The 15,339-nt window shown below is 34.8% G+C and carries 13 protein-coding genes and 3 pseudogenes; 10 read left to right on the forward strand and 6 right to left on the reverse strand.

Going from position 1 to position 15,339, the window contains the following annotated elements; genetic code table 11:
* The first annotated feature begins 12 nt into the window (after window positions 1–12).
* The gene (locus ABWU38_RS03630) at window positions 13–627 is read left to right on the forward strand and encodes an SGNH/GDSL hydrolase family protein (protein WP_353272487.1); all 615 of its coding nucleotides are present in this window, start codon (window positions 13–15) and stop codon (window positions 625–627) included.
* A gap of 85 nt (window positions 628–712) precedes the next feature.
* A complete protein-coding gene (locus tag ABWU38_RS03635; RefSeq protein WP_265016477.1) occupies window positions 713–847 on the forward strand; it encodes a hypothetical protein in 135 nt (44 codons plus the stop codon).
* A gap of 128 nt (window positions 848–975) precedes the next feature.
* Here the strand turns inward: ABWU38_RS03635 and ABWU38_RS03640 are convergent, their stop codons facing one another.
* A complete protein-coding gene (locus ABWU38_RS03640; protein WP_353272488.1) occupies window positions 976–2,376 on the reverse strand; it encodes a hypothetical protein in 1,401 nt (466 codons plus the stop codon).
* Between the two features lie 928 nt (window positions 2,377–3,304).
* Between ABWU38_RS03640 and ABWU38_RS03645 the strand changes: the two genes are divergently transcribed.
* From ABWU38_RS03645 to ABWU38_RS03655, 3 genes and pseudogenes are all read left to right on the forward strand, one after another.
* Window positions 3,305–4,330 (forward strand): extracellular solute-binding protein, encoded by a 1,026-nt coding sequence (locus ABWU38_RS03645; protein ID WP_253307261.1) that lies wholly within the window; start codon window positions 3,305–3,307, stop codon window positions 4,328–4,330.
* Window positions 4,331–4,533: 203 nt separating this feature from the next.
* The gene (locus tag ABWU38_RS03650) at window positions 4,534–5,430 is read left to right on the forward strand and encodes an aspartate carbamoyltransferase catalytic subunit (RefSeq protein ID WP_353272489.1); all 897 of its coding nucleotides are present in this window, start codon (window positions 4,534–4,536) and stop codon (window positions 5,428–5,430) included.
* Between the two features lie 325 nt (window positions 5,431–5,755).
* Window positions 5,756–5,908: pseudogene (locus ABWU38_RS03655) on the forward strand (IS4 family transposase); the annotation flags it as partial.
* Between the two features lie 121 nt (window positions 5,909–6,029).
* On the opposite strand, the gene rho reads toward ABWU38_RS03655, so the two are convergent.
* Both rho and ABWU38_RS03665 read right to left on the reverse strand, forming a co-directional pair.
* A complete protein-coding gene (gene rho, locus ABWU38_RS03660) occupies window positions 6,030–7,433 on the reverse strand; it encodes a transcription termination factor Rho (RefSeq protein ID WP_264328936.1) in 1,404 nt (467 codons plus the stop codon).
* Window positions 7,434–7,625: 192 nt separating this feature from the next.
* Complete coding sequence (locus ABWU38_RS03665; protein ID WP_064124724.1) at window positions 7,626–8,234, reverse strand: cell cycle transcriptional regulator TrcR; 609 nt, start codon at window positions 8,232–8,234, stop codon at window positions 7,626–7,628.
* A gap of 334 nt (window positions 8,235–8,568) precedes the next feature.
* Between ABWU38_RS03665 and ABWU38_RS03670 the strand changes: the two are divergent.
* The 5 genes and pseudogenes from ABWU38_RS03670 to trpS all read left to right on the forward strand — a co-directional run.
* Window positions 8,569–10,380: pseudogene (locus ABWU38_RS03670) on the forward strand (SurA N-terminal domain-containing protein); the annotation flags it as partial.
* Window positions 10,381–10,756: 376 nt separating this feature from the next.
* Window positions 10,757–11,077 carry a 30S ribosomal protein S16 gene (gene rpsP / locus ABWU38_RS03675; RefSeq protein ID WP_253307256.1) on the forward strand — a complete coding sequence of 107 codons (321 nt, stop codon included), beginning with the start codon at window positions 10,757–10,759 and terminating at the stop codon, window positions 11,075–11,077.
* An 11-nt stretch (window positions 11,078–11,088) separates the two neighbouring features.
* The gene (locus ABWU38_RS03680) at window positions 11,089–12,075 is read left to right on the forward strand and encodes a polyprenyl synthetase family protein (protein ID WP_253307255.1); all 987 of its coding nucleotides are present in this window, start codon (window positions 11,089–11,091) and stop codon (window positions 12,073–12,075) included.
* A 61-nt stretch (window positions 12,076–12,136) separates the two neighbouring features.
* Window positions 12,137–12,706 carry a nucleotide exchange factor GrpE gene (locus tag ABWU38_RS03685; RefSeq protein ID WP_253307254.1) on the forward strand — a complete coding sequence of 190 codons (570 nt, stop codon included), beginning with the start codon at window positions 12,137–12,139 and terminating at the stop codon, window positions 12,704–12,706.
* A gap of 17 nt (window positions 12,707–12,723) precedes the next feature.
* Window positions 12,724–13,722, forward strand: a complete 999-nt coding sequence (trpS, locus tag ABWU38_RS03690; protein WP_264688393.1) for a tryptophan--tRNA ligase — start codon at window positions 12,724–12,726, stop codon at window positions 13,720–13,722.
* Window positions 13,723–13,808: 86 nt separating this feature from the next.
* Here trpS and ABWU38_RS03695 read toward each other — a convergent pair.
* The 3 genes and pseudogenes from ABWU38_RS03695 to ABWU38_RS03705 form a co-directional block, all read right to left on the reverse strand.
* Window positions 13,809–13,954 (reverse strand): annotated as a pseudogene (locus ABWU38_RS03695) (IS256 family transposase); the annotation flags it as partial.
* A complete protein-coding gene (locus ABWU38_RS03700) occupies window positions 13,950–14,900 on the reverse strand; it encodes an IS481 family transposase (protein WP_353272270.1) in 951 nt (316 codons plus the stop codon). The gene ABWU38_RS03700 and the pseudogene ABWU38_RS03695, both read right to left, overlap by 5 nt.
* A gap of 37 nt (window positions 14,901–14,937) precedes the next feature.
* The gene (locus tag ABWU38_RS03705; protein WP_353272490.1) at window positions 14,938–15,312 is read right to left on the reverse strand and encodes a hypothetical protein; all 375 of its coding nucleotides are present in this window, start codon (window positions 15,310–15,312) and stop codon (window positions 14,938–14,940) included.
* Window positions 15,313–15,339: the final 27 nt, after the last annotated feature.

Below are 15,339 nucleotides of genomic sequence, written 5' to 3' on the forward strand. Positions count from 1 at the left end.
CCAACACTAGCTATGCAACAAAGCCATCCAGATATAGGTAAAGAAGATTTATTTTGCATCATAATCGGCGGAAATGATGTTATGGTTGCCACTGCTTATGACGATACTAAAGCGGAAGAAGTGTTGGAACAAGCAGTGAGTGAAATATGTAATGCACTTAAGGTTCTAAATGAACATGGTGTTAAGCATGTAGTTGTTGCAAACGCACCTGAAGTTGGCTCAATACCAGCTTTTAATAGAGATGAAGAAGCAAGGGAACTAGCTACGAAGCTCACAGAGAGTTTCAATGCAAAATTGGCTAATGGCTTAGATTATATGAAGAAAAGTACAAATCTTGAAATAAAAGCATTTGATCTTAACTCTAAAATGAAAAGTATGCTTAGCGAATACAAGAGCAAAGGTTTAAATTGTCAAGATGCATGCACATCGAACATTGCAGACCAAATTGGGAGATTTAAAGAAAATATAAAAATACTCTTAAAGTTGATATTTAAAGGGGAACTTGACGTTCACTATAACCCTGGGTGTAGCGAAGAAACACTAAAGGATTATTTCTTTTTTGATTATTTCCATCCAACTGCAGAACTTCATCATGAAGTTGGTAATGAAGTGTATGAGTTGATTTGACACAGTTTTTTGAACATTCCCTAGATCCCAGTGTCCCTATGATGTCATCCCAGTGCTTGACACTGGGAACCAGAAAAGTTTGCTTGTGAACAAGCAAACTAGCACAGAAAGTGATTACAACATTTTCGATGAGATTATATGGAAAACTGGATCCCAGTGTCTGGGCACTGGGATGACATCGTTTACTATGTGCCATATTGCAATGTTCGTACAGCTGTGAGTCACGCACTTTGCTTCAATATTTGCACATTAGCCACTCCTCTGAACAGATACAGTCAGTTTAGCTATAACTTCCTAAGTTTGCTCACAATCTCTTGACTTGACCATATGTTTTTTTCCCAAATGTTACTATCTTCCTCCTTTTCCTTTCTCAATTTGTGCAACCATTTCCTTAACACTTACTTGTGTGGAAGGAGGATTTTTGCTGACATGAGATTTTGGATCAGATTTTGCTGTTATGTGTTTCGTTGCAGATCTTTTATTCTCTGTTAGAAATGAATGAGATTGTTTTTTCTTCACACCGATATCCGCTTGTGCTGCTGGGGTAGTTTTGCTTTCAGCAAGCCGTACATTAGCATTTCCTTTTGCTTGATTTTGCTCAAATTTTTCTTTTAATGCCTTTACTTTACTGCCCATCTCGCGATTAGCTCCTCCTTTCATAGTAGCTGCTGCTACTTTTGGTATCGCCTTACCAGCAGCTTTTTGTGCTGATTTCCTATTGTCTTGATTTTCAGATTTTAGTGGTACTGTAGGTTTACTTTCAGCTGATTTTTTAAGAATTACTTCTACTACTTTTGGCTCTGTGCTTACTTTTTGATCAGCACGGCTTAGATTTTTAGGCTTTGGCGGTACTGCAGGTTTATCTTTGACTACCACTTTCGATTCTTGTCTAACTTCTTGACCAGTAGTAAACATTTTTTTTGGCACTTGCGATGCTCTTGGTGGTTTTGGTAGTACGAGGGATTGAGGTTGTTGTTTCTGCTTACGTTTTCTTTTTGCCTCTATATGTTCTTTAGAAACTGTTGCATAAATTGGCTCTTCTTTGGGCGATTTTGAACTCTGCGAATTTTCTATTAAAATTTTACTCTTCTTCTCTTGATAATTTGATATGTCTTCATATTCATGCTCTTCATTTAATAAACTTCCATAGCCTAAATCTTCTCTCTGCTCATATAAAGGATTTTCCTTTTGCTTTTTCTCTTGATAATGTGATATGTCTTCATATTCATGCTCTTCATTTAATGAACTTCCATAGCCTGAATCTCCTGCTTGTAGATCATATAAAGGATTTTCTTCTTGCTTTGACGCTGTTCTATCCTCTAAGTTCACTCCATACAATCTATGTTCCTCCTGATTTTTTTTACTTTGCTCTAAATCTGAAATTTTCTTTAAAACATTTAGGTATTCGAATGTTATTTTTTCAGCAAGACTGGGCAATTTATCATTAGCAAAATTTCTTATATCGTTATCCTGAATTGAAGCATCTTTTCCCAAGATTTTATTAAATGTTTCCTTGAATATTCCAAAAAAACCTGATGGCTTTTTGTTCACCGGTTCTATATAATTATTCAAGTCACTACATATAACAAACTTAGCTAAATCTTCTGCCTTATCTGTAAAACTCTCTAATGTCTGGGATAAATCTCTCACTGTTTTATTATATTGTTCACCAATATTTTTCAGCTTTATAGCTTCTATCAAGGAGTCGAGATTTTTTTTATAGTTCTCACTTTTAAATGGATCATTCATACTAATTACAGCTCATTATTTATTAAAATATAGATCTAAAATATTAAGATCTAGTAAATATTACTTTTGTAATTCATGTAGAACTATAGCTATAATAAGTAATACGTCATACCGCCGCGGTATCTCTTAGCCGCTAACACGTAGCGGGATGACGAATATACCGCCACGAACCGTCATACCGCCGCGGTATCTCCAGATCCCGCTAACACGTAGCGGGATGACGAAGTTATTGTCATGCCACCGCGAACCGCCATACCGCCGCAGACCGTCATACCGCCGCGGTATCTCCAGATCCCGCTAACACGTAGCGGGATGACGGTTGTCGTTTAGCCATAAATATTTAAGAAATTTACCAAACGAAAAAAAAGGCAAAAGAGGCCCTGGTCATTGTCTATTTTCTGTATTGGCGTTTTTTTAAGTCTTAAACACTGCAATTTAGCTGCTTTTAAGTGCAGCTCACCTTAGTTCAAATGTTTAAGAAATTTACTAAGCAGAAAAAAAGGCAAAAGAAACCCCGTGTTAGCTAGTTATCACTCTCTAATCCTGCAAATTGGCGTACTATACTGTCTTAAACGCTTTATAAGCGCGTTTCAGCTTGTGTAGGTAAAAACCTAGAAATGTTGTGAAGACATAAGGTGCACATAGTGCAAAAAATTAAAAATAAGACGCCAACTACGTTGTTTTTTTGCTGTTTAATCTGCACAGATGAAGATAACTGAATACCTTCAGTTTCATGATAAGGGGGCTGACGGAGTTTGTCAAGTAGGTTTTATGGCCTAGCGTCACGCGCTGGAATGACAATTTCGATTATTTCATACATTGACTTCGGTAAATCCAAATTATATTAGCTACATCTAACGAATTTTACACTTGCTAAGATTGCGCTATTTGAGTATCTTTAACTGAAAGAAGTTATTTTTTATCCAATATGAAAAAAGCCTTTATATTCACATCCTTAATAGCAGTTGTATTAATAGTCATTACTTTTTTGTATAAAAACAGCGGAACTGACAATTCACAAGTAGTGAATGTCTATTCATCGCGCAAAGAAGAATTAGTACGTACTTTATTTGATGAATTTACAAAAAATACAGGCATTAAAGTACGTTACATCATTGATGATTATTCTCAGCTACTTTCACGCATGGAAAATGGCGGTGAAGCTGACTTGCTTTTAACTGCAGATGCAGTGAACCTGATTTTGGCAAAAAAAAGAGGGCTTTTATCTCAAGTGGATTCAGAGATTTTAAAAAGTGTTATACCTGCAAAATTTAGAGATAGTGAAGATTATTGGTTTGGCCTTACAAAAAGAACCAGAATATTAGTTTATAATAAAGAGTCAGTAAATCCTAAAAACTTAAGTACTTATGAAGATTTAGCAAATGAAAAATGGAAAGGAAAAATATTAGTGCGTTCTTCTACAAGTCCATATAACCGGTCATTGATTGCTTTTATGATTGCAAATAATGGTTTTGAAAAGACGAAAGAATGGGTAAGTGGAATTGTGAGTAATATGGCAAGAAAACCAAGTGGTGGTGATACTGACCAAATTTATGCTGTAGCTGCTGGTGAAGGAGATGTTGCAATAGTAAATAGTTATTACTTTGCAAGAATTCTTTCATCAGAAAATAAAAAGAATGTTATAGACAAGCTAGGGGCTTTTTTTCCTAATCGCAATGATCACGGCGTAATGGTAAACATCAGTGGTGCAGCAGTAACAAAAAACGCAAAAAACAGGGAAAATGCTATAGTCTTATTGGAATTTTTAGTAAGCAAGCAGGCTCAAGAGCTATACGCTAAAAAAAACCAAGAATACCCTGTTATTGAAGGCGTTGAAACTTCCGATATACTAAAGTCTTGGGGAAATTATCCACAAAGTGATTTACCTCTAAGTGAACTTGAGAAGCATCTTCTTGAGGCTGTTATGATAGCGGATGAGTGTAAGTGGAAGTAATCCCCAGTGCCACTGAACACTGGGATGAAAGATTTATGCTAATGTACCTTACTCTTGACTCGCTGAACTTTTTCTTCCTTCTAACTTAATTTTGACTTTACTATCTTTTTCTGTTCTTTCACCAAAACAATTGCTGCACAAGAGGTCTATTGAAAAACAATAATAAGAAAGTAGAATAGGTTCAAGTAGTTGAAAAGGAAACTATGCACAAGAGAAGGAATTTGTTAAACATCTCAGACCTTACAGTCGATGATGTAGAAAATATAACTAAGTTGGCTAACCAGTACCTTAAAAAAAAAGCTGCAAATAGTCATATCTTGGAAAATAAGACAGTAATAAATTTATTCTTTGAAGATTCAACGCGTACACTTGCGTCTTTTGAAATAGCAGCAAAAAGCCTTGGAGCAAATGTTGTAACTTTGCCAATAAGATCTTCTTCTATTAACAAGGGAGAAGATCTAAAAGACATGATCAAAACATTAAATGCAATGAATCCTGACTATATAATAATCAGGCAAAAAAATAGCGGTATTGTTAATATGCTGGCTAAGAATGTTAGCTGCTCGCTAATCAACGCAGGCGATGGAAGCAGTGAACACCCAACTCAAGCTCTTGCAGATTATCTTGTAATCAGCAGTCATAAAAAGCAAATAAAGGATCTCAAAGTTGTGATATGTGGAGATATTCTGCACAGCAGAGTTGCAAGGTCAAATATAAGGTTGCTAAAAATGTTTGGAGCAGAGATAAGCTTGGTCGCACCACCAACTTTGATTTGTAAGCATTTTCCTGAAGTAGATTCAGTCCATTATTCATTAATTGAAGGTATAAAGGATGCTGATGTAATCATGCTTTTAAGACTGCAGAAAGAGCGCATGAATAATAGTTGTTTTGTTCCTTCAGAGAAAGAATATTTTCATTTGTATGGACTTGATTCACAAAAGCTATCATACGCAAAACCAGATGCGATTGTTATGCACCCAGGGCCAATAAATAGAGGGATTGAGATTAGCAGCGATGTAGCAGATTGTGTTATTTTACAGCAAGTAGAATTTGGATTGGCAATACGTAAGGCAGTGCTGCACTATTATAGGCCTTGTTAATATTAAAAGATGCTACACAACTAATGCGAAAGAAGGGTTTTTTCATGAAATGACGAGAATGGTTTGAGAATGGCCATTAAGATGTTAAGGCCGAGGTTATAGTGTGGAAGTTTTTACGAAAGCCTGAAGTCAATCAACAACCTTGCAGAACGGCAAATTAGACGGCTATCGTAAAAACAGCTTTTTCACCTGGTTGGAACGTGGGGAAAGGTTCGTGGAAGAATGTTGTCGATATTTTTGACATCACGTCTCAATGGCCAAAATCCCTTCCAAAAGTTACGACTGCTTAGTTCTTTATTCATTCTCACAATCCGTGAACGGTTACTTGTTTTTAGCGTTAAGCAGCAAAATTAATAATTTGAGAATTTTCCTGAAAAAACTTACCACAAACTGGTCACAATTTTCTGTGAAAGACAGATATAGAAAGACTAGAGTATCCACCTTAAGTTCATTGAATTTTCTTACCTTTGCTTCTTAACTTGACGCGTATAGTTTATTTAACGCTCCCTAAGTTCGCCATTGCCTGAACGGATACAATTATTTTAACTATAAAAGCGTTTTACTTTTTGCTCAGCATATCCATCATAACTGGCTTACTTTTAGTGATTCATGGAGTTAAAAAAGTCAGCATTGCTCTTTGTTAAAAGTAGTTTGTCACGTAAAAATTCCATTGCTTCAACAGATCCCATAGGATTGAGTATTCTACGCAACACCCATATTTTATTTAGTATAGCCTTATCAACTAATAGCTCTTCCTTCCTTGTTCCGGATTTTGTAATGTCAATAGCTGGAAATATACGTTTATCAGAAAGTTTTCTATCAAGTATAATCTCAGCGTTTCCTGTACCTTTAAACTCTTCAAAAATAACCTCATCCATTTTTGAACCAGTGTCTATAAGAGCTGTAGCAATGATTGTCAAAGAACCACCATTTTCAATATTACGAGCCGCTCCAAAAAAACGCTTGGGTCTCTGCAGTGCATTTGAATCCACACCACCAGTTAGAACTTTCCCAGACGAAGGAATAACAGCGTTATAAGCACGTGCAAGTCTAGTAATATTGTCAAGTAGGATTACCACATCTTTTTTATGCTCAACCATTCTTTTAGCTTTTTCTATTACTATTTCAGCAAGCTGTACGTGACGGTAAGCAGGCTCATCAAACGTAGAACTCACTACCTCACCTTTTACAGAACGTATCATATCTGTTACTTCTTCAGGTCTTTCATCTATAAGTAACACTATTAATTCTATTTCAGGGTGATTTATAGCTATAGAGTTAGCCATTTGCTGAAGCAATACAGTTTTTCCTGTGCGAGGTGGAGCAACTACTAACGCTCTTTGCCCTTTTCCAAGAGGAGCTACTATATCTATAGCACGCATGCTTAAGCCTTTTTTATCATCACCACTATTACACTCAAGTACTATGCTTTCCTCAGGATAAAGAGGAAGCAAATTATCAAAATGGACGTACTTTCTTAATTCACTGACTTCAGTAGAGTTTATACTTTGAACCTTAGTTAAAGTAAAATATCTTTCTTTATCACCAGGTGGCCTTATTTCTCCACATGCCATATCTCCTGTACGTAAATTAAACTTCTTTATTTGCCCGTTAGAAATATAAACATCATCGGTACTTGGAGCATAATTTGCACTTGCTGAACGTAAGAAACCGAAACCATCAGGCAATATTTCCACTATTCCACTCCCTGTGGTTATGCCTCCTTCTTCGCTCATTTTCTTCATTAAGCTGAATATCATTTCCTGCTTTAGCATTCTACCATTGCTTTTACCGTTAGTTGAAATTTTTCTTTCTTCAGCTAACTCTAACAATTCTTCTGCTGTTTTCTCTTTTAATTCGCTCAGATCTAATGTTTTTCTGTTTTTCTCAGTACCTTCATTGACCATCTGTTTTACTGTATCGTTATTGTGAATTTGCTCACTTTTTTCAGGTTGAGCTGTAACCTTTCCTTTTGCCAAAACATCTTCATTGATTGTTGTCATAATCCTCCAAAAATTTTAATTGATGCTTACTAACCTAAAATGTGACTATAAGATAATAAATTAGGCTGAGCTAGTTTTAGTGCGTATTAAGCTTAATTATTATTAAACCCCGTACTTTACTTACATTATACTAATAAACACTAGCAAGTCAAGTTAATTTAATGTTAACAAAGCACAAAAATTTGAGGATTTTCAATAGCTATTCTTTATATTTTTTAACCTTTCTTGCTTCTCTTCTTCTACTTTTGCTTTTTCCACTTCTGCTTCTAAATTTTCTTGACTACATAAGCCAAGTAGTACAGGATCTTGGGGTTTTATATTTTGCATGTTATGATGAGATCCATCTCTTACTTGCTCAACTGTGTAATTTGTTGTACTAATTAATTTAGCTATAACGTTATTATCCAAGATAGGAAATTTTTTTACTAAATAATAAATCGCATCAGGTTTATCTCTACGCCTTGCCGTAGAGGCAAAGCCAAGAATGCTACCAATCGCTTTACTCCTTTTTTTTATATTTTTTATAATCAAATTTGGTACACGGTTTGAATTTTTTTTGCAATCATCGATTTCTTTTTCAGTAATTACCCCAGAAATAATAGGGTTATATTTTTCAACTTCTATTTCCTCATCAGCTATGTCTTGTACTTCTTCAAGGGCCAACCTACAGCATTGTGCTATTTGATTAAAAGTTAAACCAGTGTTGTCTACTAACCAAGCAGCTATTTGCATTAGAAACTGTTTATTTCTATCGTTATTGCCCTTAGAAGATTCCATTGACATCAAAAAAGCATCTCCCATTTAAAGTATCCCTTACTGTTATACAGAGCTAAAATATAAGCTATTAAAACTAAAAAAGCATTAATTTTGTCATTCAATGACTTTTTGTTTGTCACTTCCCACCTCTTAAGTTAATTAAATGCGCTTACGTTTAAGCATATTTCAAACGATTCAAAAAAATATTTTCCCTTCTTAAGGTATAGTATAACTTAGTCAAACATATGTTTCTATTTAAGAAAAGAGTTAAATTTTAAGTTAATATATTGTAATATTATATATATTGGCTAATAAAGCAACAGGTTTACAAGAATTAAATTATCACTATTCTATAATTAACCATTAATTAACTGAGTTTAAAATGAATGTTAAAAATTTTTTCACTAAAGTAACCGTTGTCCTTTTAGCTTGCTTATTAGTCTTCATGGGAATTGGCAACCTTTTATCAGGTGATGATGAAAAAGAAGAGGTAGCTAGGGTTGGAAAAGAAGTTATAACGTCAGATGAGTATAAATCACTATATCAAAATTATGAAAAGCAAATTTCTGGATCTGATGCGAGTAGAGAACAAGTAAAAAAGCTGAAATATGATTTGCTTAACGCACTTATAGAGCAAAAACTATTGTTTAACCTAATTAGTGAGCTGGGGTTGACAGTTGGAGAAGAGTCTATAAAAAACCATATTAAAAATACCAAATACTTTCAAAATGATAAAGGCGAATTTGACAAAAATAAATTCCATGAAACGCTAAATGACCTGCATATGACAGAGAAAGAGTATATAGCAAAGCTAGAGAAAGTTCTGCCTGCAATGATGTTCATGACTTCGTTATTTAAAGATAATTATCCGGTAACTTTTGGCGAGAGAGTTGATGAGCAGATATACAAAAGTCGCTACCAAACTAGAGTGGTTGATATTGTTAAAATAACTGAAGATGCAGTTACAAACATTCCTGAACCAGATGATCAAGCATTACTTGATTTGTACGAAAGAAATAAATCCCATTTTTATTATCCTGAGTATCGAACTGCGCAATATATTTCCCTAGGCCAAAAGTATTTTGAAGATCAAATCAAGATCTCAGATGAAGAAGTTGATGGTATAATAGAACAACAGGAACTAAAAGATCAAAGAGATGTATTCAATGTAATATTTTCTACCAAAGAAGAAGCTGAGACAGCAAGAAGAGCATTTGAGGAGGGTAAAACAAGCTTTGAACAGATAGTAGGAGAGTTTGGCAAAGCAAAACTTGAGGAAACTAGAGTAAATAATATAACTAAGGATTTTTTACCAGAAGACGTGAGGGAAAAGGTATTTGCTCTCAAAGTAGGTGAAGTAAGTGAAGTTTTAGCAAGCAGTTTTGGTTGGCATATAATAAAAGTGGAAAGTGCGCATCAAATCTCTGATGAAGACTTAGTTGATTTAAAAAAAGACATAAAGTCAGTTCTAACTAACCAAAAGTCTTTTGAAAGAGTCAATGATTTCATAAACCAAGTGAACTATAAGATATACAATGGTTCAGAAATTGAAGAAATATTGAGTGAATATAATTTACCTATACAAACTATTGGTCCAGTAGATGCGAGTGGAAAAGATCAAAGCGGTAATAACGTAGGAGATTCTGGTGATTTGATTTCTTTCATTTTTTCGCGAGAAAAGGATCAGAAAGGTTATTTCAAGGGCGTTGGGGACGCTGTTGTTAGTGTAAAAATCATTGATATCGTTCCACCCAAATTGCAAAGTTTTGAAGAAGGCAGGGCATTAGCGGTAGAGCTTTGGTGTAGTGAGTTTATAAAAGAAAGAATGTTTAAAATTGGGCAAGAGGTTGCAGTTCAACTAAGAGAAAAAACAGATTTGGAAGAAATTCAAGGTGTGGAATTAGTTAAAGGTCAGCAGATGCAACGCAATGAAGTGGATCAACAAAACTACCCTTTTTCTTTTGTAGAAGAGATTTTCAATATGAAAACAACTGGTTCAGTGACAGACCCTATTCAATACAATAATGAAATTATAATAGGTGTTCTAAAAGAAATGCATTCATCAAATGGTAAATTAAACACGCTTGACACCGGAAAACGTGTGATGATATCGCTAAAAGAGCAATTAATTAGCTATCTGGAATCAAAGTATAAAGTCGAAGTTAATCACGCTATACTTGATGATATATAGTCAAAAATCTTATAAGTTGCTTCAAACGCATCCAGTGCCGAGACACACAACTGTACGAACATTGCGATTTGAGAGCAATCTTCACTAGGAAGGATGTCATCCCAGTCTGGGATCCAGGAATTTTATTAAGTATAAAAGTAGCCGTTTTATGTTAAAATACAACGTTTTAATGATTATGAAAAGGCTGGATTCCAGACTGGAATGACACCATTTGCTGTGCAATTTACCTTCAAAAATGAATGTTCGTATAGCTGTGCGCCCGGCGCTGCCCTACATTATTGGTAATTATATTATAAGGTGCAAAAGTTGTATAATTCATTTGACTTAAAACGGCTCATTGTATAAAATTGTGACTAATATATGAATAAAGGTTAACATGGTAGTTAAAATAAGGTTGGCAAGGTTTGGCGCAAAGAAACGCCCTTTTTATAGGATAGTTGTAGCTGATTCACGAGCACCAAGAGATGGGCGTTTTATTGAGAAAATAGGACAATATGATCCAATGTTACCAAAAGACAATAAAAATCGTGTTGTGGTGAAGGCTGATAGATTAAAACATTGGCTAAGCGTAGGCGCGCAAGCAACTGAAAGAGTACTATGGTTCATTAAAAAAGGCATAGTAACTTTAGAAACAGAACCAAAGAAAACAGAAAAGAAGAAAGTAGAGAACGAGAAAGCACAGGGACAAGAAGCATAAGTCTCTTTAAAATGCTAAATACTGATTTAACAAATAATGGTAAATTAGACGATGTCGTATCTTCTGATCTATCAGCTATGAAGGACTTTATCTTCAAAAATGTCAATGATGAAGGTGCTAAGCTTGCTACTGATATTATATCTCATCTTGTTAGTTCAGGTGGAAAAAAAATAAGGCCTAAACTAGTTTTTATTATATGTAAAATGCTAAACTATTCTGGGGAGGATAGGATCAACGTTGCTGCATCGGTAGAGTTTATACACAATGCTACTTTACTTCATGATGATGTGCTCGATGAAAGTGAGGCACGCCATGGAGTTAAAACAGCGAATAAGATTTGGGGGAATAAATCAAGCATTTTAGTTGGTGATCTATTGTTGACTCTAGCATTTAGATGGCTTATAGAGTGTGGAAATTTAAATATTCTCTCTATTTTATCTAAAGCATCGCATTTACTTGTGAAGGGTGAAATAAAGCAGATGACAACACGTTTTGACCCCCACACAGTCAGGGAAAATTATTTTGATATCATTGGAGAAAAGACAGCATCTTTATTTTCTGCATGCTGTGAAGCTGCATCTACAGTATCTGGTGCAACAAATGACGAAACAGAGAGGCTAAAGAATTTTGGTTTTAATTTTGGTATGGCATTTCAAATAGTTGATGATATGCTCGATTATACTGCTAATCAAGGCACTTCTGGAAAACAAGTCGGAAAAGACTTTTTCGAAGGTAAAGTCACCTTACCTGCTATTATAGCATACGAAAAGGGCAGTCCAGCAGAGCAAAAATTCTGGGAAAAATGCTTTTCTTCAGCTAGACACAATTTTGACCAAGCATTACACTATATTAATCACCATAATGCCATTCAGCTTTCTATGGAAAAAGCTAGATACTACATTAATATGGCACAAAATGATATTAGTACTTTTTCTGATTCTTTTTATAAAATTACTTTAATTGACTTTTTAAATGCGAGCATAGAAAGACAAATGTAGCTGGTGCTTGATATTTTCGAATTAATTGCTATATATTTATTAGATTCTTAAGGATAGTGATATGTCAGACAGCAGTAAAGAAAAAAAGAGGAAATTTGCCGATATGGTAAATAGGCAGAAAGGTGACGACCAACAAAGTGATAACCATAAGCAAACTGATGATTTAAATGAAGATCTCAATACATTAAAAGAACGTGCAGCTCAGCTTGAAGATCATTTACGCCGTGCTGTTGCAGATAATGAAAACGTCAAACGTATAATGCAAAAGCAAATTAGCGATGCAAGTGACTATGCAGTCACAAAATTTGCACGTGATATGATCGACTCGTGCGACAATTTAAAAAAAGTAATGGAAATTTTGAAAGACGGTGATCCTGTTCATGAGGGGATTAAAGTAGCTTATCAAAAAATTATAAATGATCTAAAAAAACATGGAATAGAGGAAGTAGATCCACTTGGTGAGCTTTTTGATAGTAATTTACACCAAGCTGTTGTGGAAAGAGAAGACAATGAAAAAGAGCCTGGCACTATTATAGAAGTACTACAGACTGGTTATACTATCAAAAATAGGTTGCTCCGTCCTGCAATGGTTATTCTTTCTAAGAAATCTGCTGATTGTGGAAGCGATTAGCATGAGGTAAATGTATAATGACAAGTATTGTCTTTTCAGGTATCCAGCCAAGTGGCGTACTACATTTAGGTAATTATCTTGGTGCAATCAAACAGTGGATAGACTTACAGCATAAATACAAATCTCTTTTTTGTATTGTCGACCTACATGCAATCACAGCAAATAAGCTTCCCGCAAGTGAATTAAAAAGTAATATTTTCAAAACAGCAGCAGCTTATATTGCATGTGGAATAGATCCAGAAAAGTCCATTATTTTTAATCAGTCCACGGTTAGTGGTCATGCAGAACTGGGCTGGCTGCTTGGGTGCTATACACCAATTGGTTGGCTTAATCGCATGACTCAATTTAAAGATAAAGCTGGCGGCGATAAACAAAAAGCCTCTCTTGGATTATATAGTTATCCAGTACTTATGGCTGCAGATATATTGTTGTATCAAACTAAATACGTTCCTGTTGGTGATGATCAAAAACAGCATTTGGAGCTTGCACGTGATATTGCATCAGCTTTTAACAATCATTATAAACTGGATTATTTCATCGTACCTGAAATCTTAACTTTGGATTGCACATCAAGAATAATGAGCTTAAGAGATGGCACAAGCAAGATGAGTAAATCTGACCCTTCAGAATATTCGTGCATTAACCTTGATGATACGGATGATTTAATTGTCAAAAAAATAGAAAAAGCAAAAACAGATTCAATTCTAGGCTTTGATTTTGCTACTTTAGAGTGCCGACCAGAAATAAGCAATTTGATAAACATTTATTCAGTGCTTAGTAATGTAAATGCGGAAAAAGTATGTGAAGAAGTGAACAAACATGACATGAAGCACTTCAAAAAAGAGTTAGCTGATTTAATTATCAGTGTTATATCACCCATACGTGAGAGAATGAATGATCTTTTAAAAGACCAATTCCATTTACGTGAAATATTAAAAAAAGGTACAAAGAAAGCAGCAGAAATTGCAACCCATAATATAAAAGAAATCAAGGATATTATTGGATTTGCTCAATAGACCTCTTGCATAACCTAAGGAATCAATTCAAAATTGTAAAAACAGGCAATAAGGAAATGTTCAAAAAAGTGTGTCAAACCGCATTTTTAACTCAACTCAATTTTCAATCTACCAGGAAAGAAAATATCAAGTTGAGATATAGTTAAAGCCCAATTAGGATAGTCCAATTTTGCTCTGCCTTTTTTATAGCACAATATACCTGTTTGTACAAGCTAGTAAATGAGCCCTTAGTTGTATGGTCCCAGAGTGTGATGGTGTGGATTTAGTATAAATAATTCTGGAGACTGTGTCCACTGATAACATATAAATTCATAAGGAGTAAGACCCTTAAGAGTTTTGAGTCTCTTTGCATAATTATAAGCCATAACAAAGTTATAAAGGTGTTCTTTAAGTTGCTGGTGCGATTGATAGTAATACTTCTTAACTGTAGCATCCTTTAAAGTTTTATTCATACGCTCAACTTGCCCATTTGTCCAAGGATGGCTAACTTTTGTCAAACGATGTTCAATAACATTCTCTTCGCAAACTCTATTAAATATGTGTTGGAAAGCATACTTATGACGCTTCTGGTTTGTAAATTGTATACCGTTATCTGTCAAAATAGTATGGATTTTATACGGTAAAATTCTAATCAAATTACGTAAGAACTCAGCAGCTATGGGTTTTGTAGCACTGTTACGCAACTCAACATAGGTAAATTTGGATGTCCTATCAATAGCAACAAACAAATGTAATTTGCCCTCCTCAGTTCTAACTTCAGCAATATCAATATGAAAGTAACCGATAGGATATTGTTTGAATTTCTTTTTTGACTTAACTTCTCCATCAACAGTTGGTAATCTGCTAATGTTGTGTCTTTGTAAACAACGATGCAAGCTAGAGCGAGTCAAATGCGGAATTGTAGACTGCAGAGCGTAAAGGCAATCATCTAGTGGCAGTAGTGTATACTTGCGAAATGTAACTATTATAGCTTCCTCTTCTAGCGTTAAAACAGTCGATCTTGGACGCTTTGGACCCATATCAGCATCTTTCGTAAATGAACGTTTTCTCCACTTAATAATAGTTTTTGGATTAAGGTTATAATGCTTGGAGAGTTTTGCTATGCTCTCTTTTCTATTTTGTATTGCTCTACGAATCGTCTGTGTTGTTTTGGCGCACCCATGTAATATTTGTCCCATAACTCCTCCTTTGATGGTATTTTTTTCTCATATTTTATCATACCATCACACTCTGGGACTGTACAATTTTAGGCACTTTAGTTTCAATAGATTGATTACCACCAGCATCAGAATTCTGTAACTCTTCTTTCAATCCCTTAGCTGCTTCTTTAACTTTAAGCTTTGCCTTTGGATGAAGATCTTCTGGGCCTTTTCCTTTAGTATCCAAACCTTGTTGTAGATTAGTGCTTTTCATTTTATTATGCTGCTCGTGCTCAGGTAGGTCAACAACCGAATTGAAAAGAATTTTTATTATATTTTTTAGCAGTTCTAAAAAACCTCCGCTTCTGCCTTCTCTTTGTTCTTGAGGTTTATTTTTCTCATTAGGTTCTTTTTTACTATTACTTTTAGGCATTTTTAACTCAACTATCATAAAGCTTAATAAAATTCTACGTGCAAA

The organism is Wolbachia endosymbiont (group A) of Urophora cardui (assembly GCF_964028435.1).
Lineage (GTDB): Bacteria > Pseudomonadota > Alphaproteobacteria > Rickettsiales > Anaplasmataceae > Wolbachia.

Coding starts and splice junctions, on each gene's coding strand:
- ABWU38_RS03680 (WP_253307255.1), top strand. CDS start 11,089: ATGCTAAATACTGATTTAACAAATAATGGTAAATTAGACGATGTCGTA.
- ABWU38_RS03700 (WP_353272270.1), bottom strand. CDS start 14,900: ATGGGACAAATATTACATGGGTGCGCCAAAACAACACAGACGATTCGT.
- ABWU38_RS03665 (WP_064124724.1), bottom strand. CDS start 8,234: ATGGGAGATGCTTTTTTGATGTCAATGGAATCTTCTAAGGGCAATAAC.
- rpsP (WP_253307256.1), top strand. CDS start 10,757: ATGGTAGTTAAAATAAGGTTGGCAAGGTTTGGCGCAAAGAAACGCCCT.
- trpS (WP_264688393.1), top strand. CDS start 12,724: ATGACAAGTATTGTCTTTTCAGGTATCCAGCCAAGTGGCGTACTACAT.
- ABWU38_RS03640 (WP_353272488.1), bottom strand. CDS start 2,376: ATGAATGATCCATTTAAAAGTGAGAACTATAAAAAAAATCTCGACTCC.
- ABWU38_RS03685 (WP_253307254.1), top strand. CDS start 12,137: ATGTCAGACAGCAGTAAAGAAAAAAAGAGGAAATTTGCCGATATGGTA.
- ABWU38_RS03645 (WP_253307261.1), top strand. CDS start 3,305: ATGAAAAAAGCCTTTATATTCACATCCTTAATAGCAGTTGTATTAATA.
- rho (WP_264328936.1), bottom strand. CDS start 7,433: ATGACAACAATCAATGAAGATGTTTTGGCAAAAGGAAAGGTTACAGCT.
- ABWU38_RS03630 (WP_353272487.1), top strand. CDS start 13: ATGCAACAAAGCCATCCAGATATAGGTAAAGAAGATTTATTTTGCATC.
- ABWU38_RS03650 (WP_353272489.1), top strand. CDS start 4,534: ATGCACAAGAGAAGGAATTTGTTAAACATCTCAGACCTTACAGTCGAT.
- ABWU38_RS03705 (WP_353272490.1), bottom strand. CDS start 15,312: ATGATAGTTGAGTTAAAAATGCCTAAAAGTAATAGTAAAAAAGAACCT.